General features: G+C 52.8%; 24 protein-coding genes. 14 read left to right on the top strand and 10 right to left on the bottom strand.

Annotated features, from left to right (window positions below; translation table 11 throughout):
- Positions 1–89: 89 nt before the first annotated feature.
- From ACYVBJ_RS16545 to ACYVBJ_RS16555, 3 genes are all read left to right on the top strand, one after another.
- On the top strand, positions 90–377 hold the full coding sequence (locus tag ACYVBJ_RS16545) for a YciI family protein (RefSeq protein WP_460983415.1): 288 nt from the start codon (positions 90–92) through the stop codon (positions 375–377).
- A gap of 264 nt (positions 378–641) precedes the next feature.
- Entirely contained in the window at positions 642–1337 is a 696-nt protein-coding gene (hxpB, locus tag ACYVBJ_RS16550) for a hexitol phosphatase HxpB (protein ID WP_460983416.1), read from the top strand.
- 27 nt (positions 1338–1364) lie between these two features.
- Positions 1365–2165 carry a PhzF family phenazine biosynthesis protein gene (locus ACYVBJ_RS16555; RefSeq protein ID WP_460983417.1) on the top strand — a complete coding sequence of 267 codons (801 nt, stop codon included), beginning with the start codon at positions 1365–1367 and terminating at the stop codon, positions 2163–2165.
- A 29-nt stretch (positions 2166–2194) separates the two neighbouring features.
- Here the strand turns inward: ACYVBJ_RS16555 and ACYVBJ_RS16560 are convergent, their stop codons facing one another.
- The 4 genes from ACYVBJ_RS16560 to ACYVBJ_RS16575 form a co-directional block, all read right to left on the bottom strand.
- Positions 2195–3418 (bottom strand): N-acetylmuramoyl-L-alanine amidase family protein, encoded by a 1224-nt coding sequence (locus ACYVBJ_RS16560; RefSeq protein ID WP_460983418.1) that lies wholly within the window; start codon positions 3416–3418, stop codon positions 2195–2197.
- The gene (locus ACYVBJ_RS16565; protein WP_460983419.1) at positions 3405–3818 is read right to left on the bottom strand and encodes a DoxX family protein; all 414 of its coding nucleotides are present in this window, start codon (positions 3816–3818) and stop codon (positions 3405–3407) included. The genes ACYVBJ_RS16560 and ACYVBJ_RS16565 overlap by 14 nt, the downstream gene beginning before the upstream one ends.
- A 10-nt stretch (positions 3819–3828) precedes the next feature.
- Positions 3829–4623 carry a DUF4198 domain-containing protein gene (locus tag ACYVBJ_RS16570; RefSeq protein ID WP_460983420.1) on the bottom strand — a complete coding sequence of 265 codons (795 nt, stop codon included), beginning with the start codon at positions 4621–4623 and terminating at the stop codon, positions 3829–3831.
- 290 nt (positions 4624–4913) lie between these two features.
- Positions 4914–6290 carry a hypothetical protein gene (locus ACYVBJ_RS16575; protein WP_460983421.1) on the bottom strand — a complete coding sequence of 459 codons (1377 nt, stop codon included), beginning with the start codon at positions 6288–6290 and terminating at the stop codon, positions 4914–4916.
- A gap of 52 nt (positions 6291–6342) precedes the next feature.
- Between ACYVBJ_RS16575 and ACYVBJ_RS16580 the strand changes: the two genes are divergently transcribed.
- The 3 genes from ACYVBJ_RS16580 to mtgA all read left to right on the top strand — a co-directional run bounded on the left by ACYVBJ_RS16580 (position 6343) and on the right by mtgA (position 8891).
- On the top strand, positions 6343–6795 hold the full coding sequence (locus tag ACYVBJ_RS16580; RefSeq protein ID WP_460983422.1) for a GNAT family N-acetyltransferase: 453 nt from the start codon (positions 6343–6345) through the stop codon (positions 6793–6795).
- A gap of 36 nt (positions 6796–6831) precedes the next feature.
- Positions 6832–7953: a radical SAM family heme chaperone HemW gene (gene hemW, locus ACYVBJ_RS16585; protein ID WP_460983423.1), complete on the top strand. Its 1122-nt coding sequence runs from the start codon at positions 6832–6834 to the stop codon at positions 7951–7953.
- A gap of 110 nt (positions 7954–8063) precedes the next feature.
- Entirely contained in the window at positions 8064–8891 is an 828-nt protein-coding gene (gene mtgA, locus ACYVBJ_RS16590; protein ID WP_460983424.1) for a monofunctional biosynthetic peptidoglycan transglycosylase, read from the top strand.
- A 53-nt stretch (positions 8892–8944) separates the two neighbouring features.
- On the opposite strand, the gene ACYVBJ_RS16595 is transcribed toward mtgA, so the two are convergent.
- On the bottom strand, positions 8945–9298 hold the full coding sequence (locus ACYVBJ_RS16595) for a hypothetical protein (protein ID WP_460983425.1): 354 nt from the start codon (positions 9296–9298) through the stop codon (positions 8945–8947).
- Between the two features lie 58 nt (positions 9299–9356).
- On the opposite strand from ACYVBJ_RS16595, the gene ACYVBJ_RS16600 reads away from it, so the two are divergent.
- Positions 9357–9815: an OsmC family protein gene (locus tag ACYVBJ_RS16600; protein ID WP_460983426.1), complete on the top strand. Its 459-nt coding sequence runs from the start codon at positions 9357–9359 to the stop codon at positions 9813–9815.
- 94 nt (positions 9816–9909) lie between these two features.
- Positions 9910–10704 (top strand): thymidylate synthase, encoded by a 795-nt coding sequence (locus ACYVBJ_RS16605; RefSeq protein ID WP_460983427.1) that lies wholly within the window; start codon positions 9910–9912, stop codon positions 10702–10704.
- Positions 10705–10778: 74 nt separating this feature from the next.
- On the opposite strand, the gene ACYVBJ_RS16610 is transcribed toward ACYVBJ_RS16605, so the two are convergent.
- Together ACYVBJ_RS16610 and ACYVBJ_RS16615 are read right to left on the bottom strand one after the other, a co-directional pair.
- Entirely contained in the window at positions 10779–11078 is a 300-nt protein-coding gene (locus ACYVBJ_RS16610; RefSeq protein ID WP_460983428.1) for a 2TM domain-containing protein, read from the bottom strand.
- A 70-nt stretch (positions 11079–11148) separates the two neighbouring features.
- Entirely contained in the window at positions 11149–11706 is a 558-nt protein-coding gene (locus ACYVBJ_RS16615) for a DUF2306 domain-containing protein (protein WP_460983429.1), read from the bottom strand.
- A 483-nt stretch (positions 11707–12189) separates the two neighbouring features.
- Here ACYVBJ_RS16615 and ACYVBJ_RS16620 point away from each other — a divergent pair, with 483 nt between their 5' ends.
- Both ACYVBJ_RS16620 and ACYVBJ_RS16625 read left to right on the top strand, forming a co-directional pair.
- A complete protein-coding gene (locus ACYVBJ_RS16620) occupies positions 12190–12645 on the top strand; it encodes a (2Fe-2S)-binding protein (RefSeq protein ID WP_460983430.1) in 456 nt (151 codons plus the stop codon).
- Positions 12646–12675: 30 nt separating this feature from the next.
- Positions 12676–14916 carry a xanthine dehydrogenase family protein molybdopterin-binding subunit gene (locus ACYVBJ_RS16625; RefSeq protein WP_460983431.1) on the top strand — a complete coding sequence of 747 codons (2241 nt, stop codon included), beginning with the start codon at positions 12676–12678 and terminating at the stop codon, positions 14914–14916.
- Positions 14917–15047: 131 nt separating this feature from the next.
- Here ACYVBJ_RS16625 and ACYVBJ_RS16630 read toward each other — a convergent pair whose 3' ends face one another.
- Positions 15048–15497: a putative quinol monooxygenase gene (locus ACYVBJ_RS16630; RefSeq protein ID WP_460983432.1), complete on the bottom strand. Its 450-nt coding sequence runs from the start codon at positions 15495–15497 to the stop codon at positions 15048–15050.
- A 53-nt stretch (positions 15498–15550) separates the two neighbouring features.
- Complete coding sequence (locus ACYVBJ_RS16635; RefSeq protein WP_460983433.1) at positions 15551–16468, bottom strand: helix-turn-helix domain-containing protein; 918 nt, start codon at positions 16466–16468, stop codon at positions 15551–15553.
- 196 nt (positions 16469–16664) lie between these two features.
- On the opposite strand from ACYVBJ_RS16635, the gene ACYVBJ_RS16640 reads away from it, so the two are divergent.
- The 3 genes from ACYVBJ_RS16640 (at position 16665) to ACYVBJ_RS16650 (ending at position 18534) form a co-directional block, all read left to right on the top strand.
- Positions 16665–16856: a hypothetical protein gene (locus tag ACYVBJ_RS16640; RefSeq protein WP_460983434.1), complete on the top strand. Its 192-nt coding sequence runs from the start codon at positions 16665–16667 to the stop codon at positions 16854–16856.
- A gap of 59 nt (positions 16857–16915) precedes the next feature.
- The gene (locus ACYVBJ_RS16645) at positions 16916–17380 is read left to right on the top strand and encodes a nuclear transport factor 2 family protein (RefSeq protein ID WP_460983537.1); all 465 of its coding nucleotides are present in this window, start codon (positions 16916–16918) and stop codon (positions 17378–17380) included.
- Positions 17381–17535: 155 nt separating this feature from the next.
- On the top strand, positions 17536–18534 hold the full coding sequence (locus ACYVBJ_RS16650) for an aldo/keto reductase (protein WP_460983435.1): 999 nt from the start codon (positions 17536–17538) through the stop codon (positions 18532–18534).
- A gap of 264 nt (positions 18535–18798) precedes the next feature.
- Here the strand turns inward: ACYVBJ_RS16650 and ACYVBJ_RS16655 are convergent, their stop codons facing one another.
- The gene (locus tag ACYVBJ_RS16655; RefSeq protein ID WP_460983436.1) at positions 18799–19035 is read right to left on the bottom strand and encodes a hypothetical protein; all 237 of its coding nucleotides are present in this window, start codon (positions 19033–19035) and stop codon (positions 18799–18801) included.
- Between the two features lie 248 nt (positions 19036–19283).
- On the opposite strand from ACYVBJ_RS16655, the gene ACYVBJ_RS16660 reads away from it, so the two are divergent.
- Positions 19284–20993 (top strand): helix-hairpin-helix domain-containing protein, encoded by a 1710-nt coding sequence (locus ACYVBJ_RS16660; protein WP_460983437.1) that lies wholly within the window; start codon positions 19284–19286, stop codon positions 20991–20993.
- Positions 20994–21111 lie beyond the last annotated feature (118 nt).

The following is a 21111-nucleotide window of genomic DNA, read 5'->3' on the forward strand; positions in this document are numbered from 1 at the left end:
GTCGGCAAAAAAAGCAGAGAAACACCGTAAAGGTTAGGGCGAAATTCTCGAAAGATGGTATCTTGCCCAACGAAATTACGACAGATTCAATGCAATACGTTATCCACGCTTATGATCACACGGATTCGGGGGCACTCGACCGACGAATGGAGGTACGGCCTCGCCACCTCGACTTTGTCCGGCAACTGAAAGCAAAAGGTCAGTTTCTGTTCGGCGGTGCTTTGCTCGATCCAAACGGGAAGATGATCGGTTCGATGCTGTTGCTGGAGCTTGATACGGAAGACCAACTCGCGGAGTATTTGCAAACTGATCCGTATGCCGTGGAAGGAGTTTGGGAAACGATCGACGTAAAACCGTTCCGTAAAGCCGACGTATAACGCTTCTGGGTAGCGTAGTAGAGGCAGTTTGATCGAATTAACGAGTCTACACTAAGAAAATGGGTAAAGCTGGTAGTCCGATTGTTAAATAGCTATGGATTAGGAGAACTGGTTAGAACAGGACGGACACGCAGGCAACGGATTTCCAGTTAACCTCCTGCTGAGCCTTTTTTATGGATCGGAGCGTTCTAGAAATGATCTGGTCAGTTTAAAACCAGGCTGGTTAATGGCCACAGCGCCCGACACTTTTGAATACAACTAATTTTGATACACGCAGCGATATTTGACATGGATGGGTTGTTGGTGGATTCGGAACCCCACTGGCGCGCAATGGAACGGGACGTGTTTGCGACCGTCGGTCTACAGTTAACCGATGACGAATGCAAGCAGACAACGGGCATGCCCATTCTGGACGTAGTAAAGTACTGGTATGCCCGCGCGCCCTGGTCCGCTGAGGAACAGCCCGGCCGACGGCTGGTTGATCTGGCAGAGGCTATTACGGACGGCGTCCACGTGCGGATTGCCAACCTGGCTGAACCCATGCCCGGCGCTATCGAAGTCCTTGCGTTTTTCGCGCGGCAGGGCCTGCCAGCCGCTATTGCGTCGGCTTCGCCCATGAGCCTGATCGACGTCGTCGTTACGCGGCTGGGGATTCGTGATCTGCTCGTGCTGTGGCACTCCGCTACGCTTGAAGCCCGCAATAAACCCGCGCCGGACGTTTACCTAGGTACGGCGCGTAAACTGGGCGTGTCCCCGGCTGATTGCGTGGCCTTTGAAGACTCCGGAAGCGGACTGCGGTCGGCCCATGCGGCTGGTATGCGCACGATTGCCGTTCCGGCCGCCTTTGAACGGAATGACCCTAAATTTGACCTGGCCGACGTGATTCTGCCTTCATTGACGGCATTTTCGTCAGATACGTTCGACCTATTGCAAGAAACGAGTACCATTCCTAAATCATAACTTGTGCCCAGCACATCGCGATTATTTATGCGTATATACCAGCTCGATGCGTTTACCGATCAGTTATTTGCGGGGAATCCGGCGGCCGTTGTTCCGTTGACGGACTGGCTTCCTGATGAACAGATGCAGCAGATTGCGGCCGAGAATAATTTAGCCGAAACCGCGTTCTACGTCAAAACGGAAGGCGACGCTAACTACCACATCCGTTGGTTTACACCAACCGTTGAAGTCGATTTGTGCGGACACGCTACGTTGGCCGCTGGCTATGTTGCCTTTTATCTGGAAGAGCAGTTGGAGCGAGACCAGATCTTTTTCGAGTCGCGCTCGGGTACGCTCAAAGTTTGCCGGAGCGAAGACAACTGGCTGACGCTTGACTTCCCCGTCGATCTGGTCCAGAAAGCTAACGTACAGCCCCCAGCGCTGTTGACGAGTTTAGACGAAAAACCACTGGCTATATTCAAAGGCAAGACGGACTATCTGTTGGTGTATGAAACCCAGGCGCAGGTCGAAGCCCTGGAACCCGATTTTCGGGAGATGAGCACAGTGCCCGCCAGGGGCGTGATTGTCACCGCACCGGGGAATGCTGATTCAGGCGTTGACTTTGTTTCCCGATTCTTTGGTCCGCAGTCGGGTATCGACGAAGACCCGGTTACGGGCTCGGCGCACACGACCCTGGTCCCGTATTGGGCCGAGCAGCTTGGTAAAGAAGAGCTTACGGCCCGTCAGGTTTCGAAACGGGGTGGGTATCTGCGCTGTAAGCTCAACGGCGACCGGGTCGACATCAGTGGTCAGGTACAACTGTATCTGACGGGTGAAATCTTACGATAAACCCCCAATCCTCCAAGTAACTACGTTGGTCAGCGTTGTTTAACGAACCGTTTCAGGCCGTTTCGGATCGCTTTCGCCATTGCCTGGCGAAAGCGATCTTCGAGCAGTAAGGCTTCGTCGGCGGGATTGCTCAAAAATGGCCCTTCGACCAGGGCGTTCGGGTAGTCGGTAGGGGCGTTGAAAAAGAAATTGAAATGACCCACGTTGCCGAACTCCGGGGCGTTGGTTTTTCGAAGTTCCCGCAGGATCGCCTGACTCAGCGGCCGAAAGCCGACGTGCCTGTAATACGTACTGACGCCCCGCACCCGCGCATTACCCGATGCGTTGAAATGAATGCTGACCAGTATATGGGGCAGTGTTCGGCGCATGGCCAGTATGCGGGCCGTTGGCCCCAGCAACGTATCGGTCGTACGGGTCATGACAACGGTGGCACCAGCTCGTTCGAGCAGTGCTCGCAGGCGATTCGCCACATCCAGCGTCAAGTCTTTTTCCAGTCTGCCCGACTGGCCTCCTTTAGCGCCCGTATTGCTGCCCCCGTGCCCGGCATCTACGGCAATGGTCAGCCCTCGTAAGCTGCGCTGCCGGGGTGGACGGCGTACGCGAATAAACAAGGTATTCCGCTGGTAATATACCGAATACCCCCATGATTGCGCATGATTCAGGTCAATGTAAATTCGAGTGATTTCATCGGCCGGTTGCTCAAACCAGACCGTCTTGATTTCCCGATTGGAGGCTAGCTGCGTAATCCAGTTCGTATTCGGCGTCACACCAAATACGTCGATTATGAGCCGTGCCGGATTTACCTGCTGCTGACTACGGTAGGGGAAGCGGGCAGGGAGCTGAATGGCGACGTAATCAAACCGGGAACCTCGATCGGTGCTAACCGAGTCGCCGTGGACCTGCCAATTCCCCATCAGGGCACCCGCCGGATACCCTCCGGACGTATCGACGGCTACCTGGGCAACCGGTACGTAAGCCGTTAGCGATGGGGCAAGCCGGACGCGCCAGAACCGATTTGACGAATCCGCACCTACCCAGGCTAAGCCGTTTACCGTCAGGACAATACCCGAGTCGAGGGTTTCCATACGTGCCCCGCCGAGCCGGTCCGTGCCGAGTCCATAATACAGGGGCGTAACGGCGGTGCGTGTGTAGCCAGTCAGTACGGTGTCCTGTATGGTCGGCGTCTGCGCTGCTACGGATGCGCAGGCGGATACAATAAGGAAAATACAGAGATACAATTTACAGGCCTTCATCGACGGAGGGTTTGCCGGGCCCGTTCAGCAACAGGAACACCATCATGGCAAACAGATTGAGGGCCGGAAAGGTGTTTTTGTACGTATCGTGCGTGGCCAGATGGGCTACGGCAATGGCGAACGCGAAATTAATCCCTAACGCAAGGGCAGCCCAGCGGGTTTTAAACCCGATAACGAGCAAAATAGCCCCGATACTTTCGGTATAGGCCGACAGAATGGCACTGGCCACCGGAAACGGAAACCCCAGACTCCGTAACCAGTCGGCATAACCGGGTATGCCTTCCGTCGGGTGGAGAGCCGTATGCCCGGCCGCATCGAAGAGTTCGTAGCCAAACGCGAGCCGGAGCAGAAACGGAGCATAAGTCCGGTAGCGGTGGAGGGTGGCGAATGGAGAAGACATAAGACAATCATTAACGACAACCAAATGTAAGGCTCCCCCAGTAACTATGCCAGTCGGCCTGCTTCAGGTCAGCCGCTGGTACCATGTGAACGAGGCTGATCATACAACGGCCCGCCCGCAGCCGGAAGCTGACATCGCCCAGGGCGTTGGTACGCTGCGTTTCTTCGATAACCTGGTTGGCGATGGTGCGGGTCCAGTAGCGCACGAGCACGCCCTCCAGCGGTTTGTCCATAAACAGGATTTTAAACTCAGCTCTCTGTCCGAAGCGCTGATCGTAGGGGTTTTTGGCGGGAATAATTTCTAAAGGCATGCCCGTATTTTTTGAGTACGTCCGATCGGTAGCTGTGCCTACCTGCACCAACGTTTTAGCGCAGCGTTGGTACAGCTCCCGGCTGGCTTTATCCGCTTCACCCCGCTGCTGACGGGCGGCTATGACCGAATCGAGGCCATCTTCCCGTAAATACAGCAGAAAACTGTCTGCTTTCATACTGAGTAACTTTGGTGTATTGGCAAAATTGATCAGGTGCGTTCCTTCGGTATTTAAGGGAATCGATACGTTGCCATACGTGTCACCGGTTATCATTGGAGCCAGATCGGCAGTGCCGGTAGCGGTGTGGTGTCGGTAGTCCGCAATACGATTGGTTTTACCTTCCGACCGCTCGCCGGTAAAGTGTTCGCCGACGAGTATCTGCACGCTAAGTTGATCGCCTATCCGCGCAAAAAAGCGGTTGGGCTGGAGCCAGAACTCATGAGCAACGGCTGCACTGACTAGAACACTCAAAGCAGCAGTTAAAACTTTTCTCATAACATTGTTTGTAATTGATCTAAATAAAGTAAATTTGTGCCAGTAACAAATCCGCCTAATGAACGCTGAGTTTTCTCCCGTTGACCACGTCATCTCGTTAGCACACGAAAAAGCTGTTTTACAAACCAACTCGTTTCTGGGCAGCGAATGCGTGCTGAAAAAGTGCTGCAAGAAGTATAAAAAGGGCAAACGCTGCAAGAAGTGCCCGGACTGACCGGCAATTTTAGCCTTCATATTCCTTAGGGCGCACGATCGGGACGTAATCGCCAGGGTACAGCCGTCGTTTACGGCTACGGTTCAGGTACGTACCAAAACTGAATCAGTGCATAGGTTTCAGCGGGTTGGTCATTCTCGCCGGGCACCGTCAGGCGAATGATATTCTTTCCGGGTTTCAGATTAGTAGGGAGCAATACGGTGGTTAAACCCCGCTGCTCATTATCAGGGCGTTGAGTGAACAGAAAATCAGGTGACTTGTATAGGGAGTCGTTCACGTAAACGCCGAAGTACCGCTGAAACGTTTGCAGATACCAGGCCGCGCGCCGTTCGCGCCGGGCCCTCCGCGATAGACTATCTGGCCACGCAGGCTCTTTATACCGCCTGCTCAGTTCGCTATCCAGGATCTTAGGGTACCCCACAAACAACCGCACAAACGGTTCCCGAATTACATCGGCCTGAATACTGGCTTTATCAATTAGGTTGTCAGCCGGACGTAAATTGTCGAAGGTATTGGCGTTGAGCGTGCGGCTCGAATCGCGAAGGCTGATAAATGACCGGCTATCGAGTATACTGGTAACACCCCGCGTCTGTAAGGTTTGACTGCCTATAAATATGGCCTCTGTCAGAAAAAATACCGCAAAGACGACATAGAGACGGCGTTGTAGCTGGGGCTTGGGAATCTGACTGTAAAAGGTATATGTAATATACAGCAGTGGTCGGTGTATGCCCAGAAAATTGAGTGGCTGGCTGAGCCGAAAGGAGATAGGGGCCAGATCTGGGTTGTCGCGAAATTTTGGCAGGTTTAATATAAACCCCGCCAGCATATACAGCAGAAATACGCAGCCGACCAACCAGCCAAAGGCGGTACGCACAACTGTATAGGTATCAGGCGGAAGGATTACCTGCAACAGGGTGCCAATACCGATAAAAATCAGGTATGCAGCTGCAATACCGAACAATAGCAGCGCCAGGGCGAAAGCCAGCGCGAAGATGACGTTGCAGCGTCGGTCGAGCCGAATGATAAACTCGTCCAGCGATCCCATCTCCCGGGCGAAGCGCTGGCGGGCATACTCGCTCATATTATAAATCTGCTCGTAGCGAATGCCGTCTGGATAAACGGCCAGTAAGCCAACCAGTCCTACCCAGAAGGCCCGCATCACGAAATTAAGCAGAAAGGCCACGAACAGAACGTACGACACCCCTTTGCTTAGACCCAACACCAGCGTAGGCAGCATATCGTGCACGTAATCGGTATCGGGCATCAGATTATAGCGGTAGTACGTCAGCGCACCATCGAGCAGTTCGGGTAAACTAAGGGTAGCAAACAAGGCAGCTCCCGAAATCACCAGTTCCAAGTTCCAGCTTTGGGTGGTCAGTTCCCGGAGCTTAATCTGGTCATCAGTAGGCGTTTGGGCAGACGAGTCGGGGAGTGGAGCGGACGGGTCGGTCATTTTTAATGGAAACTGTTCATGCAACATAGTTGATTTTTGTCATTTTTACCCCATGAATATTCGGTACGAACAGTACGATAGCCTGCCCGACGAGCCACTGCGGTCGTCGCTCCTGGAGGTACTCCAAAACGTATTCAGCAGTCGCAGCCGGGAGGATACCCTCGCCGAACTGACGTATCAGCTGGCCCACACCAGCGTACCGACGTTTCTGGCCCTCGAGGGCCAGCAGGTGGTTGGCTGTAAACTCGGCTACGAACGACAACCTGATCAGTTCTATAGCTGGCTGGGTTGTGTGCGGTTAACTCATCGTGGGCATGGGATAGCCGCCGAACTCATGCGTCAGCAGCACGACTGGTGTCGGCAGCAGGGGTACCGGACGGTTCGCACGCAGACCTACAACCAATGGCGTTCCATGCTTATCCTGAACCTGCGCGCGGGCTTCGATATTATCGGTACGTTGCAAGGGAAACATGGGCTGATGATTGTGCTGGAAAAAACGCTTTGAGGAACCCGCAGACCTGCTTTCTTGTCATAGAAAGAGATGCATCTTTATCTTCATATACCCTTCTGTAAGCAAGCCTGTCATTACTGCGACTTTCATTTCAGCACCAACCTGACTCAGAAATCAGCACTGGTGGATGCGCTCTGTGCCGAGATTCGGTTGCAGTACGCGTACTTACCTACTAACCAGCTCGAAACGATTTACTTCGGAGGAGGAACCCCTTCGTTGCTGACGGAGCCGGAGCTGGCGCAAATTTTTGAGGTCATTCACACGCAGTATCAGGTGTCGCCGTCGGCCGAACTAACGCTTGAAGCGAACCCGGACGATTTGACGCCGGATAAGCTCAGGATGCTGCGGCAGTACGTGAATCGCCTGAGTATCGGAATTCAGACGTTTGACGAGGCTACGTTACGTTGGATGAACCGGGCGCATACAGCCAGAGAGGCCGAAGCCTGCGTTCGGCTGGCCCGCGAAATGGGCTTTGACAATCTGAGCATTGATTTGATCTACGGTATACCGAACCGCGACGAGTCGCTCTGGCAGGCCGATCTGCAGAAAGCGCTGGCTTTAGACGTGCCTCATCTGTCGGCCTATGCGTTAACCATAGAGCCCGACACTGCTTTTGGGCGCTGGCAGCAGAAAGGAAAACTTCCCCCCGCCGATGAAGCCCTGGCGGCTGCTCACTTTGAACAACTGACGCAGGCCTTGCGGGCTGCGGGCTATGAGCATTACGAAATATCGAACTTTGCCCAGCCCGGACAGTACGCCCGGCATAACACCGCCTATTGGCAACGTCGCGCATACCTGGGTATTGGACCGAGTGCGCATTCGTACAACGGCCCCTCCCGCCAGTACAATAGTGCTAATAATGCGCGTTATATCGCCCAAATCCAGCAGGGAAACGTACCGGCTACGCTCGAAGAGTTGAGTAGAGCTGACCAGGTCAACGAATACCTGCTGACGGGTCTGCGTACTCAGTGGGGGTGTTCTTTGACCGAGCTGAATAGCCTCGCGGGTGCCGATTTTACTACGTTACAGGCTCACGATTTGGCTGATATGATTAACACCGGCTGGCTTCTTCAGCAGGATGATCGGCTCCTATTGACAGAGCCAGGGAAGCTTTTTGCCGATCGGGTGGCCGCAACGCTTTTTATGGAGTAGGGCAGGCGCGTAGCCGTTGCGGAAGAAAGGTAAATTTTTCGCAATAAACCTGTCTCTGGCGCACGTTTCCAAGTGTGCGACTGCTATTTTCGCACAACAGACTTGCCGTTATGAATCCCCAACGCCCGACCAATACGTTTCGCAACGCGCCCCCGCCCCGCCCAAAAGCGGCTCATGCGTCTACGCAGCGCTTGCAAAAAACGGGACGTTGGCAACGGGCCCGCCGGTTCATTCGCGAGCGGCCACTGCTGGAGCGTGTTTACTGGTTCTGCGTCAAAGCTTTTCTGTGGCTCTTCTTCGGCTCGCTCGGCTACGTGGTGGTGCTGAAGTATGTGCCCGTGTGGGTGACTCCGCTCATTGTGTCGCGCTGGATTGATACGTTTGGGGCCGACGAAAGCAGTCATGTGTATAAGAAATGGCGGGCCTATGACCAGTTGAGTAAAGAAGCCGCGCTGGCGGTTGTCGCGTCTGAAGATCAGGCGTTTCCTGTGCACTGGGGGTTCGATTTTGACGAGATTCAGGATGCGATTAAAGAAAATCAGCACCGAAAACGACCCAGGGGAGCCAGTACCATTTCGCAGCAGGTCGCCAAAAACGTGTTCCTCTGGAACGGGCGCAGCTATATCCGCAAGGGCCTTGAAGTGTATTTTACGGCGGTGATCGAATTGATCTGGGGCAAAAAACGCATCCTGGAGGTATATCTCAACGTGGCCGAAACGGGCCCCATGACGTTTGGGGTAGAAGCCGCTTCCCAGCGGTATTACGGCCACTCAGCGGCAACACTGACCCGGAACGAAGCCGCCCGAATTGCTGCGGTATTACCTAATCCCCGATTGTTTTCCATCAAAAATCCGTCGAATTACATTCAGCGCCGGACCCGGCAAATTTCGCGGCAAATGCGGTACCTGGGTGGGCAGCGCTACATTCGGAATTTGTAGGACGTACCGAAACGGTGTACAATTCGTCAATGAGCAACGGAGCGAGTGCGGGCTTAGAACAGGCTCTGGCTAAATAACTGCGGTAAGGCAATCGGCTCGTTATGAAGGATAAAAAAGTAAACGAGTGCACCTAGAACTAAGTAGCTGACAGCAAGCCACTTCTTTTTCTGCGCAAATTCGACGGGGTGGTGATGATAGTCGTAAATCATGGAGGCCGACAGGCCCATAACCATCAGAAAGAACGAGAACACCCCAAAATCTGTTCGATACATGCTAACCGACTGCATGAACCGGGCACCCGACACGATATACAGCAGCCACGCACCAAAGCCTGCCCGGTAGAGATACACGCTCAGCCGCCGGTCGTTTTTAAGATCGAAGAGGTCGTCAGTGAATTTTTCGGACATGGTACGTTGGTTTGGTTAGTGAAACTACGAACTCTTAGGTATAAACGCAAAAAAGATTATGCTTGATTCACAACCGGTTGACACTACTACTGAATTTAATACAATGCAGGTTGAACTCGCTCGGGTAGACGATGCATTTCACTTTGAAGCCGTCGGTCTGTCGGGAGTAGCGCAGCACATTGATGCCGCCACCGATATTGGCGGACACAATGCGGGTGCCCGGCCGATGGAAATGCTGCTCATGGGGCTTGCCGGCTGCTCGGCTATTGATGTGATCCTGATTCTGAACAAGCAAAAGCAACGTATCGATGACTTTCGGTTGAAAGTCGATGGCCTGCGCGAAAAAGGAGCGACCCCAGCGCCGTTCAAGAAAATTCACATTACGTACCTGCTGAAAGGAGAGCTGAACGCGGAAAAGGTTCGGCGTGCCATTGATTTGTCGATGGACAAATACTGCTCAGCCACCGCTCAGTTTCGCCCGTCGGCTGAGATTACGTATTCATTCGAGATTAACTAGATGACAGGAGTTTTACAGACCCGTCAAACGAATCTATCCTGGTAAACGAAAAAGGTGGCTTCCATGGAAGCCACCTTTTTCGTTTCTTTGTCGTATGCGCCAATATCACGACTTACTTCGCCATATTCTTGATCAGGGTACTCGCAAAACTGACCGTACCGGCACGGGTACCCTCAGCGTATTCGGCTACCAGATGCGGTTTAATTTGCAGGAAGGCTTTCCGTTGCTGACCACCAAAAAAGTGCATACCCGATCCATTATCCACGAACTGCTCTGGTTTATCAAAGGCGACACCAACATCAAGTATCTAAAAGACAACGGCGTCAGCATCTGGGATGAATGGGCCGATGAGAACGGCGATCTGGGGCCCGTCTACGGCAAACAGTGGCGGAGCTGGGCGGCCCCCGACGGGCGGGTCATTGATCAGTTGCAGGACGTGCTGAATCAGTTAAAGAAGAATCCGGATTCGCGCCGGATGATTATCTCGGCCTGGAACCCGGCCGATGTGCCCAGTATGGCTCTGCCACCCTGCCACCTGCTGATGCAGTTCTACGTAGCTGATGGGAAATTATCCTGTCAGTTGTATCAGCGAAGCGCCGACGTCTTTTTGGGCGTGCCGTTTAACATCGCGTCGTATGCGTTGCTGACCATGATGATTGCGCAGGAATGTGGTTACGAAGCACACGAATTTATCTGGACTGGGGGCGATACGCACCTGTATCTGAATCACCTGGAGCAGGTCGAAACGCAGCTTGCCCGCGAACCACGCTCATTGCCAATCATGCGACTGAACCCGGCGGTAAGCTCTATTTTCGATTTTACGTACGACGATTTTACGCTCGAAAACTACAACCCGTACCCGGCCATTAAAGCACCGGTGGCGGTTTAAGTGTTGACTAAACAATGCCCAAAGGCATCCGTGTCATCTACACTGAGCTTTTGGGCATGTCTACGTATTATCGACTAAAACGTCGATTGGCGGTTAACCAGCTTCTGGTACTCCTGTTCGATCATCGACCTTTCGTTGCCGCGGTGGTAAACCGCGAAGTAGTGGGAGAGTAGCCCGATACCCCAGCCAATTGTGGGGAAGATAGGCCAGGGGAACAGGAAACCGTGATTGGCTGAGTTGTGAATCGAGAAGTTGATGACGGCCCAGATGAGCCAGAATCCGGCGTTGAAAAGCAGATAGGAGCGAAGGTGCATTCGAAAGCCAACCCGGGCTTTTGCTTGTTTCCAAAGAATAGGGTCGTGTTTAGATTCCATGGCTGATCAGGGATTGATTGGGCTGGTTACTGATTAATTCTGTCGAAAGGTCAGCGGATAATCAGCCTCCTTAAATCACTTTCTGATGAACCACGCCATTGGGGGCGATAACTGCCTGTCTGACGCGACGAAATGCCGAATGGGTGGTCTGAGTGGTTTCGGCAGCCCAGCGTGGATAATGGCGGTAAAGAAGTACGCCACCGATGACGAAAATCAGATTGGCCGCTCCCATCGTTACCCACCAGAAATAAGCGGGCGGAAAAAAACGGTACGTACTTTCGACGACGAAGGCGGCATACAGGCCGGTGACCGAAGCGCCCATGCCAAGGTAATGCCATTGGAGCCAGGAGCGCATTGACGATCGGGCGATTATTGCCCCGACACCAACCAGCAACGCCCCAACGCTGCCCACCGCTCCCCAATGAATGACTCCAAATCGCCCGAACAGATAATAAATCTGAAAGGCCGTGACTAATAACACCACCATTGCCGCAACGTAAACGCGGCCCGTAAACCGGTGGACGGGTGTTCCTTTCTTCGTGAAGAGGATAGACGTTCCAGTGAACATAGCCGTTAGCGCAGCTGCCAGATGAATAACACTAACCCAGGAATGTACTATAGTCGCCATACACGTATCCGCGCCGGGAAAACTGGTTTTCTTACGGTTTCCTTTCCCATCCCGCGCTTACTAACTACTCATTGTTCGGAAAAGTGTTACGTTCCAGCTGAGGATTACCCTAAAAATGGGTAACCGCTGATTCCGATGAGGACAACCGTGCCGGGCATGGCCAATAGCACCGTTGGTCAGCATCCAACGTTGAGAAGAGTCGCCGTTATCTGAATGACCGCAGGCAAGTAATTAAAGGTTAATGCGTTACGTTATAAAATAGCCGTAGATATCTTTATAATAGACAAAACCGGGGGTAGCCTGCTGAGTCCGTAAAAATGGTAGCAATATCCGTAATCCGTATACCCCGCGTAATCCGATTAAACGAGATATTTGTACTTGCTTTGCCGGATTCAGCGCTAGCAGTTGTTGATAGAACCTGGTTCCGCTGGCTTTAGCGAACCGTCCCGTCCAGATGAACATAACAAATTAAACCCGATACGTGTGGCAACATTTAACTTAAAAATCAACGGTAAAATCAGTCGGGTGGACGTCGATCCAGCGACGCCGATGCTTTGGGTACTCCGCGACCATCTGGACTTACAGGGAACCAAATACGGGTGTGGTATTGCACAGTGCGGAGCCTGCACGGTTCATCTGGACGGGACGGCGGTACGTTCCTGTCAACTACCCGTTTCCGCCATCGGAAAGCAGGCCATTACGACGATTGAAGGCTTGTCGGCGAAGGGTGATCACCCGGTTCAGAAAGCCTGGCTGGAACACGACGTAGCCCAGTGTGGCTACTGTCAGTCCGGGCAGATCATGAGCGCGGCCTCCCTGCTGAAAAGTAATCCTAATCCTACCGACGCCGATATTGATGCTGCCATGAGTGGCAATATCTGCCGCTGTGGTACGTACCTGCGTATCAAAGACGCCATCAAATCAGCCGCCAAGAAGTAGAAACCTGTTGTTAACTCCAGAACCTTGACCATGAAAACAAGCCGAACAACCTATAACAGGCGTTCCTTCTTAAAGACCTCACTGCTTTCGGGTGGGGGCATGCTGCTCAGCGTGAGCTGGCTGTCGAACCTGAAAGCCGCCGATAAATTAGAGGCTCTAAACCTGCCGGAGCAGTGGGCTCAACTGACCGGCTATATTCAGATTACGCCCGACAATGTGATCAAGCTCATCTGCCCGAACCCGGAGTTTGGGCAGAACGTAATGACCTCGCTGCCGATGATGGTGGCCGAAGAACTGGATGCCGACTGGAAGAACGTAGTCGTTGAGATGGGGCCGCACGACAACGCGAAACTGGGACCGCAGTTTACGGGTGGCAGTAATTCGGTTCGAATGTATTGGAAACCCCTTCGCGAAGCCGGGGCCGCTGCCCGGCAGATGCTGTGCGAAGCAGCCGCCCAAGCCTGGAACGTGCCCGTCGGTGAAGTGACGACCCAAGCGGGTGTCCTGCACCATTCGAGCGGAAAATTGGCGAACTTCGGCGAAATGGCCAGTAAAGCCGCTACGCTGGCGGTGCCGAAAGGCGTAAAACTAAAATCGCCTAAAGACTTTACCATTGTCAGAAGCGCCAAAAAGAATGTCGAAGGCCTCAAGGTTGTGACCGGCAAACCCCTCTTTGGGCTGGACTACCGCGCCAGTGGTATGTTGATTGCCATGATTCAGCATCCGCCCGCCTTTGGCATGAAACTTAAGTCGTTCGATGCGTCGCAGACCCTCAAAATGCCGGGTATCAAGGATGTGTTCAGACTGAAATTGTATGAAGACGGCTTCGAGCAAGCCGGTTTCGATACGCGTACGTTCAACGATTTGCTGGTTGTGGTGGGCAAAACGACCTGGGAGGTGATGAACGCCCGCAAAAAATTGAACGCACAATGGGAGCCTGCTGGTGATACTAAAGATACCATTGGTAAGCGGGAAATTACTGTGCCGGGGGGCCTTGAAAGCACAAGCGCTCAACTGGAAAAAATGCAGGAATACGCGAAGAAACCGGCTCAGCAACTACGGAAAGACGGCGACCCCGAAACAGCGTTTAAAACAGCGGCTCAGGTGATCGAACGTACGTACACAGCCCCTTTTTTAGCGCACAACTGCATGGAGCCAATGAATTTTTTTGCTCATGTGACGGATGAAAAAGCGCTGTTGGCCGGGCCATTGCAGGGACCAGGCTGGATCGAACCAACGTTATCGAAAATCTTAAATCTTCCGGCCGACAAGATTGAGATTCAGATGACGCGCATGGGTGGCGGCTTTGGGCGAAGAGCGTATAATCATTACATCACCGAAGCGGCTCTGATTTCCAAGAAAGTGAAGGCGCCGATCAAGCTCATCTACACCCGCGAAGATGATATGACCTATGGCATCTACCGCCCCATGTACACGGCAACGTATCGGGCCGCCCTGGATGCCGATAAAAACCTGATCGCCTTTCATGTGAAAGGAGGGGGTATTCCAGAGCATCCCATCCACGCCAACCGGTTTCCGGCCGGGGCCGTGGATAACTACCTGGCTGAAGGCTGGGAGATTCCATCCAACATTACCATTGGTGCCTTCCGGGCCCCGCGCTCCAACTTCAACGCAGCCGCTGAACAATCCTTTCTGGATGAAGTGGCCGAGGCTATGGGTAAAGATCCCATCGAGTTCCGGCTGGAGCTGTTGAAACGGGCTAAAGAAAATCCAGTCGGCAAAAACAACGAGTATGACCCTGATCGCTACGCGGGTGTTTTGACGCTGGTACGTGATAAATCGGGCTGGAACAAGACCGGCCATGAGAAGTATAACCGGGGGGTAGCGGCTTATTTCTGCCATAACTCCTACGCAGCCCACGTAGTGGATATGGTTACCCGCGATGGCGAGCCTTACGTGGAACGCGTATTCAGCGCGATGGACTGCGGCATTGTGGTGAACCCCGAATCGGCAACCAACATGGTGCAGGGTGCCGTGGTCGATGGTATCGGCAATGCGTTTTACGGGGCTCTGACGCATAAAAACGGAACTGCCGAGCAAAACAATTTTAACAACTACCGGATGATTCGTCATAACGAGGCTCCCAAACAAATTGAGGTTCACTTCGTAGAAAACGACATCGACCCAACCGGTTTAGGCGAACCGCCCTTCCCGCCGGTGTTTGGGGCCGTGGCCAATGCCTTGTACAAAAACAAGGGCAGGCGTTTTTACAATCAACCTTTCCGGCCCGAGCTGGACAAGCGGATTTAAGACGGGGTGCCAATACGCAGCGCGCCGGAACCGATCTGATCGGTTCCGGCGCGCTGTGTTTACGGGCGCGTATAAACCTGCTACGCTTCACCTGAATTTGAAATTCCCTGGTTGGCAATACGCACGAATTCTTACTCTTTAATTTTCATCGTGGGGATGAGCGGAACCGTGTCAATCAATTCCAGCGACTTAACCATCTTCTGGGTACCGGTTTTGTACTTGAGAAAATGGGGCGTCTGAATGTGCGCCTTATACGCACTGGAATCGGCGTAGATTTCTAGAATCGTGATATGGGTAGGGTTATCTTTCTCCGACGTAGCGTATAAGGTCAATACACCGGGCTCAAGGCGTACCGACGCTTCAATTTCTTCTTTGAGGGCCGCTTTGTAAGGTTCGAGCTGCGCCGGGTCAACTACGATTCTGGCAATACGTACCATCTGCGTTTTGGATTGGCTAAAAGCAGGGCCCGCCAATAACTCGATCAGCAGGATAACCGCCAGGAATCGCCCCGGCCAAAAACCGTTGCCATGAGCAGTGGTCTGCATTTTATTCTGATTCAATAGGCTGCGTTTATCGGTCATGTCAGGCGTTTATGATTTGATGAAGCTGAATAATCTGCGCACCAACGTACCGCTTAGTTAGATCTGGCATCCGCAATGGCGGTTCGGCGGTATTCGTTGGGCGATTGGCCGACGCGCTGTTTAAACAACCGGATAAAATGCTGGGGGTATTTAAAACCCAGGTCATAGGCTATCTGGCTAACGGATTTACTAGGGTCAAAGATCTGTTCTTTAGCCACGTCCATCACCTTCATCTGAATAAACTCCTGCGCCGTCTTGCCGGTTTCTTTTTTTACCAGATCGCCAAAATAGTTGGCTGATAAGTTCATTTCGCTGGCACAGTACGCAACCGAAGGCAAACCAAGCGTTTGCGGTTTATCGGTCTGATAATATTCGTTCAATAAAGTCTCGAACCGTTCGATAACGCCCTGATGAACGGTATCCCGAGTGATAAACTGGCGGTCGTAAAAGCGGACGCAGTAATTCAGTAACAGCTCGATGTTAGAGACAATCAATCGCTTACTGTGTTTATCAACGGCATGTTCCAATTCATAGTCAATTTTTGAGAGACAATCCAACACAATCTTTCGTTCGCGTTCGGATAAATGCAAGGCTTCGTTGGATTCATAGCCGAAAAATGAGTAGTCCTGCATATGTCGGCCAAGGGGAGTTCCGTAAATCAGATCCGGGTGAAAGACGACCGCGTAGCCTTTAGGTTGATACGTTTCTCCGGTGCTATCAACGCTGACGACCTGCCCGGGGCCAATGAATACCAGCGTTCCTTCCTGATAGTCATACGTTTGTCGACCATATCGCAGATCACCGCATTTTACTTCTTTCAGAAAAATGGTATAAAACCCAAAATACATGTTGGAGGCTTGTCTTGGATCGGCCTTGGATAAGTCAACCACACTCACTAGTGGGTGGCGTGTTTCATTATTATTGAAGGCGTTGTAATCGTTTACTGTCTCAAACCGTCGCAGGGTGTCCATGTCGCTATTGGTGTATCTCCGGTCAAAATTAGCGCTTTATTCACCTCTGGCCTGAAGGGCTTTCCTTAGTCAGTAATATTGGTAGACATATCCGTAATCTGTATACCATTCCGGGAAACAGAAACCCTGACCTTTGTCCTGTCAAACGAAGTAAACAATACAAACGGTCCAGTTGAACAAGGATGTCCGGATACCAATGCTCGGATTTGGGGTCTTTCAGGTTCCCGACGCTGCGGAATGCGAACGAAGCGTACCTGATGCCATCGCAACGGGCTATCGGCTGATCGATACGGCGGCTTCGTACGGCAATGAAGAAGCCGTGGGGCGGCCTGTTCTTCGACCATCGGAACCCGGCTATGGCCAACTGGTCGGGAACCCACAAACCTAACACTTAAACTCAAGGAACAAATGAATTCATTAAATCGGTATAAACCGTTGAAGGACAGTATGAAAGTGTTTATTCTTGGCCTATGTTTTCTTGGTTTGGGCACCCTGTCAGCCGCTGCCCAGACGAGTTCTTCAACGACCAATGCCGAACAGGAGGTAATAACGCTTTCTGGACAAAAGTGGCAGTGGATGGCCGACAAGAATATCGAAACGCTGAGTCAGCTTTTCGATGACGAGTCAAAATTTGTTCACATGAGTGGCACCTGGAAAAAGAACGAAGAACTCGACATTATCAAAACCGGCAGCATCTGGTATCGGAAAGCGGATGTGCACGATACGGCGGTGGAGCTTTTTGAGGACACGGCCATTATCTGGAGTCGCATTACGCTGGAAGCCCTGGTTCGGGGCAATGAGGCAAAGACGGAGTTCACGGTCACCGAAGTCTATAAAAAGCAGGCGAATACCTGGAAATTGTTAGCCTTGACCTTCAGCAGTGTGCGCGACACCCACGTTATCAAACATTGACCCGGTAGCCCGTTTGGGACATCACTATTGCCAGGACCAGCATGGGTTAGTTTTGAAAGTTAGGTTGTATCCAACAGTTGACAGCAAAAAAGAAGCCGAAACGAACGCCAGGCAGTGCCTGCTTTCCAGTAACTATCTGAAATAGATCAACATTTATGAAAACAAGAACAGTAGGTAAAAGCGGCCTGGAAGTATCAGCCCTGGGTTTGGGTTGTATGGGGATCAGCTTTGGGTATGGGGACGCAATGGCTAAAGCAGATGCTGTTACGTTGATTCGTTCTGCTTTTGAACGGGGTATTACGTTCTTTGATTCAGCGGAGGCTTACGGGCCGTTCACCAACGAAGAACTACTGGGCGAAGCCGTAGCACCATTCCGCAGGGACGTAGTCATTGCCACAAAATTTGGGTTCAAAGAAGGTAAACCCGCCTTAGGCGCGGATAGCCGTCCCGAGAATATACGGGCCGTTGCCGAAGCGTCGCTGAAACGGCTCAAAACCGACGTAATCGACCTGTTCTATCAGCACCGCGTCGACCCGAACGTACCGATTGAAGATGTAGCTGGTACAGTCCGCGACCTGATTCAGGAAGGCAAAGTAAAACACTTTGGATTGTCGGAAGCCGGAGTTGAGACCATTCGTCGGGCGAATGCCGTGCAGCCGGTTACGGCCCTGCAAAGTGAATACTCGCTGTGGTGGCGCGAACCCGAAGAACAGATTTTGCCCGTTCTGGACGAACTGGGCATTGGCTTTGTGCCGTTTAGCCCGCTGGGAAAAGGGTTTCTGACCGGCAAAATCGACGCGGACACGACCTTCGACAAAACCGATTTCCGGAACACGGTTCCCCGTTTCTCGGAGGAAAACCGAAAAGCCAACCAGGCGTTAGTGGATTTGCTGGGCAGGATGGCAGGCGAACGTAAGGCTGCTGGCTCGTCGGCTACACCCGCTCAAATTGCCCTGGCCTGGCTCCTGGCCCAGAAACCCTGGATCGTTCCCATTCCGGGTACGACAAAATTGTCTCGGTTAGACGAAAATAGTGGATCAGTCGAGATTGTGTTTAGCCAGGATGACCTCAAGGCGATTACAGAAGCCGTTTCGGCGATTAATGTGTTGGGAGAGCGCTACTCTGAACAGGCCCAAAAAATGATTGATCGCTAGGTTGCCAACGTTTACCCCGTTAGCTTGGTGAGCCATAGGTTGTAATTCAATTATCTGACGAATACTTCAAATGCCCGGTTGACCCTTCGTTCGAGGAGGTCAACCGGGTTTTAGTTTTCTTGCGTTTATGCGGTGAGGGGCGGAGCGATACCCTTCGCCGTGGGCTGATACCTGGTCAGAAAACGGGCCTGATGGCGCCTGATCAGTATACCACCACGAGAACAGTGTTGAGCTTGGCCAATAACACCAATGGCCAGAAATACCTTATTGGAAAAAACGAACCAGGGTTTCGGCCCAGAAGGCGGCATATAATCCAACGACCAACCAATTCATAAAGGCGAAGTGCATATGCAGCCATTTGCCGTTGCCCGGCCGATTGGCTAAAACGGGAACCATAGCGGCCAGAATACTGACATTACTCCAGACAGCCGGCCCGTGAAAAGGGCCAAACTTGCCGTACAGATCGTAGATCAGAGAAGCAGTTGCGTTAACGGGTACCATAGCCGCTACGTAGATATAGCCGATTCGCTTATGCTGTAGCGAGCCTTTGGGTAAGTGTGCAGAAGGTCAGGGTGCCAAATATGAAGGCGACTAAAGCGGCACTTACATGGATAAAACCGATAGGCGGGGTAGGAACGTAACGAACATAGCGGAAATGGAATTATGGCCTGAAACTAGCGGGTTTGCCTTTGTCTGACCTGCGAAGTCCGACCAATTGGCTAATTTGCGGAGTAAACTGTTCTGTATACATGACCAATTCCGAAATCGTTGACCTGCTCGAACTGACCGGCCGGTTGCTGGAACTCCACGACCGGGATGCCTTCCGCACCCGAAGTTTCCAGACGGCCGCTTTCAACCTGGATAAATCGATCGCCGACCTGGCCAATCTGCCAGTGGAGGAGTTAGTCAAGCTACAGGGGGTCGGCAAATCCGTTGCTCAGAAAATCCGCGAAATTGCCGAAACGGGCCACCTCACCGAGCTTGACGAGTTGCTGGCCCAAACTCCGCAGGGCGTGATGGACATGTTTCGGATCAAAGGGCTGGGGGTAAAAAAGATCCGAACCATCTGGCACGAGGCTGGTATCGATAACCTGCGTGATTTGCAGACGGCCTGCGAATCGGGACAGATTGCCAAAATCAAAGGGTTTGGCGCGAACACACAGGAAAAAATACTGGCCGCGCTGGAGTTTTTGCAGGAGCAGCAGGGAAAAGTGCGCATGGACAAAGCCGCCATGATCGCCAACCTTTTGCACGATGAGCTGACCCCCCATTTCGACCGCGTGGAGATCAGCGGACAGGTTCGGCGGAAGGCGCAGGAGGTCGATACGGTGCAACTGCTGATCCAGACCAGCGACCCGCTGTCGGCCATGCTCACCCTGAAGGGTATGCCGAACCTGGAGCAGAACGAGGTTGCCTCGTCGCCGTTTGCCTGGCGGGGGCAGTTGAAAGGCTTTGATGTAGGGGTTGAACTTCTGCTATTTCCGGCTCAGGAGCTGGATCGCCAACTGTTCATCCATACGGCCGACGAGCCGCATCTGCAACAGGCGGGTAGCTCGGGTGTTACGTTGCTACAGGCTGCGTACACAAGCTCCGACGTTGCCGAAGAGGCCATTTACCAGCGGGCCGGGCTGCCGTACATTGTGCCCGAAATGCGCGAAGATGAGTTCGCGTTTCGGTGGGCCAGTCGGCACCGGAACGACGAGCTGGTTACCTGGGACGACCTGCGGGGAACGCTCCACAACCACAGCACCTGGTCGGATGGCAAGCAGTCGGTGGCCGATATGGCAGCCTACTGCCGGACGCTGGGACTGACGTATTTCGGAATTGCCGATCATTCGAAAACCGCCACCTACGCCAACGGTCTGGACATCGACCGGGTGCGTCAGCAGCAGGTCGAGATCGATGCGCTCAACGCTGGTTTTGGGCCGGATTTTCGCATCTTTAAAGGCATTGAATCAGATATTCTGAGCGATGGTTCACTGGACTACGACGATGCCACACTCGCTACGTTCGACTACGTAGTGGCTTCGGTTCACCAGACGCTGACGATGTCGCTCGAAAAAGCGACAACCCGCTTACTCCGCGCTATTGAAAATCCGTATACGACCATTCTGGGGCATCCAACCGGCCGCCTGCTGTTAGCCCGCGAAGGCTACCCGATTGATCACCGGGTCGTTATCGACGCCTGCGCGGAACACCAGGTCGTTATTGAAATTAACGCCAGTCCCTACCGGCTCGACATCGACTGGCGCTGGATCGACTATGCGATGGAACAGGGCGTGCTGTTGAGCATCAACCCCGACGCGCATGACCTGGCCGGTTTACTGGATATGCACTACGGGGTGGCCATTGGCCGAAAAGGAGGCTTGACGAAACCCATGACGTTTAACGCACTTTCGCTGGCCGAGATGGGTGCGTATTTGGAACAGCGTCGGCAACAGATACGCGCCCAAAGCTGATTCCTGCCGACGGCCTGGCCGCGGATGATACGTAATGCCAGATTAAGAGGGTATTATAAAGTAGTAAACTAGTAGTGAATTATCAGTAAATTAACGTTGGTCTGCCTTTATACTACAG

It is taken from the genome of Spirosoma fluminis, assembly GCF_054778895.1.

Excerpts from the sequence above, each read along its gene's own strand:
- ACYVBJ_RS16575 (WP_460983421.1), bottom strand. The coding sequence starts at position 6,290 with ATGACCGACCCGTCCGCTCCACTCCCCGACTCGTCTGCCCAAACGCCT.
- ACYVBJ_RS16625 (WP_460983431.1), top strand. The coding sequence starts at position 12,676 with ATGAAAACAAGCCGAACAACCTATAACAGGCGTTCCTTCTTAAAGACC.
- ACYVBJ_RS16605 (WP_460983427.1), top strand. The coding sequence starts at position 9,910 with ATGCGCCAATATCACGACTTACTTCGCCATATTCTTGATCAGGGTACT.
- ACYVBJ_RS16560 (WP_460983418.1), bottom strand. The coding sequence starts at position 3,418 with ATGAAGGCCTGTAAATTGTATCTCTGTATTTTCCTTATTGTATCCGCC.
- ACYVBJ_RS16595 (WP_460983425.1), bottom strand. The coding sequence starts at position 9,298 with ATGTCCGAAAAATTCACTGACGACCTCTTCGATCTTAAAAACGACCGG.
- ACYVBJ_RS16635 (WP_460983433.1), bottom strand. The coding sequence starts at position 16,468 with ATGGACACCCTGCGACGGTTTGAGACAGTAAACGATTACAACGCCTTC.
- ACYVBJ_RS16640 (WP_460983434.1), top strand. The coding sequence starts at position 16,665 with ATGCTCGGATTTGGGGTCTTTCAGGTTCCCGACGCTGCGGAATGCGAA.
- ACYVBJ_RS16580 (WP_460983422.1), top strand. The coding sequence starts at position 6,343 with ATGAATATTCGGTACGAACAGTACGATAGCCTGCCCGACGAGCCACTG.
- ACYVBJ_RS16600 (WP_460983426.1), top strand. The coding sequence starts at position 9,357 with ATGCTTGATTCACAACCGGTTGACACTACTACTGAATTTAATACAATG.
- ACYVBJ_RS16650 (WP_460983435.1), top strand. The coding sequence starts at position 17,536 with ATGAAAACAAGAACAGTAGGTAAAAGCGGCCTGGAAGTATCAGCCCTG.
- ACYVBJ_RS16645 (WP_460983537.1), top strand. The coding sequence starts at position 16,916 with ATGAAAGTGTTTATTCTTGGCCTATGTTTTCTTGGTTTGGGCACCCTG.
- hemW (WP_460983423.1), top strand. The coding sequence starts at position 6,832 with ATGCATCTTTATCTTCATATACCCTTCTGTAAGCAAGCCTGTCATTAC.
- ACYVBJ_RS16660 (WP_460983437.1), top strand. The coding sequence starts at position 19,284 with ATGACCAATTCCGAAATCGTTGACCTGCTCGAACTGACCGGCCGGTTG.
- ACYVBJ_RS16630 (WP_460983432.1), bottom strand. The coding sequence starts at position 15,497 with ATGACCGATAAACGCAGCCTATTGAATCAGAATAAAATGCAGACCACT.
- ACYVBJ_RS16565 (WP_460983419.1), bottom strand. The coding sequence starts at position 3,818 with ATGTCTTCTCCATTCGCCACCCTCCACCGCTACCGGACTTATGCTCCG.
- ACYVBJ_RS16615 (WP_460983429.1), bottom strand. The coding sequence starts at position 11,706 with ATGGCGACTATAGTACATTCCTGGGTTAGTGTTATTCATCTGGCAGCT.
- ACYVBJ_RS16555 (WP_460983417.1), top strand. The coding sequence starts at position 1,365 with ATGCGTATATACCAGCTCGATGCGTTTACCGATCAGTTATTTGCGGGG.
- ACYVBJ_RS16655 (WP_460983436.1), bottom strand. The coding sequence starts at position 19,035 with ATGGTACCCGTTAACGCAACTGCTTCTCTGATCTACGATCTGTACGGC.
- ACYVBJ_RS16610 (WP_460983428.1), bottom strand. The coding sequence starts at position 11,078 with ATGGAATCTAAACACGACCCTATTCTTTGGAAACAAGCAAAAGCCCGG.
- ACYVBJ_RS16570 (WP_460983420.1), bottom strand. The coding sequence starts at position 4,623 with ATGAGAAAAGTTTTAACTGCTGCTTTGAGTGTTCTAGTCAGTGCAGCC.
- mtgA (WP_460983424.1), top strand. The coding sequence starts at position 8,064 with ATGAATCCCCAACGCCCGACCAATACGTTTCGCAACGCGCCCCCGCCC.
- ACYVBJ_RS16545 (WP_460983415.1), top strand. The coding sequence starts at position 90 with ATGCAATACGTTATCCACGCTTATGATCACACGGATTCGGGGGCACTC.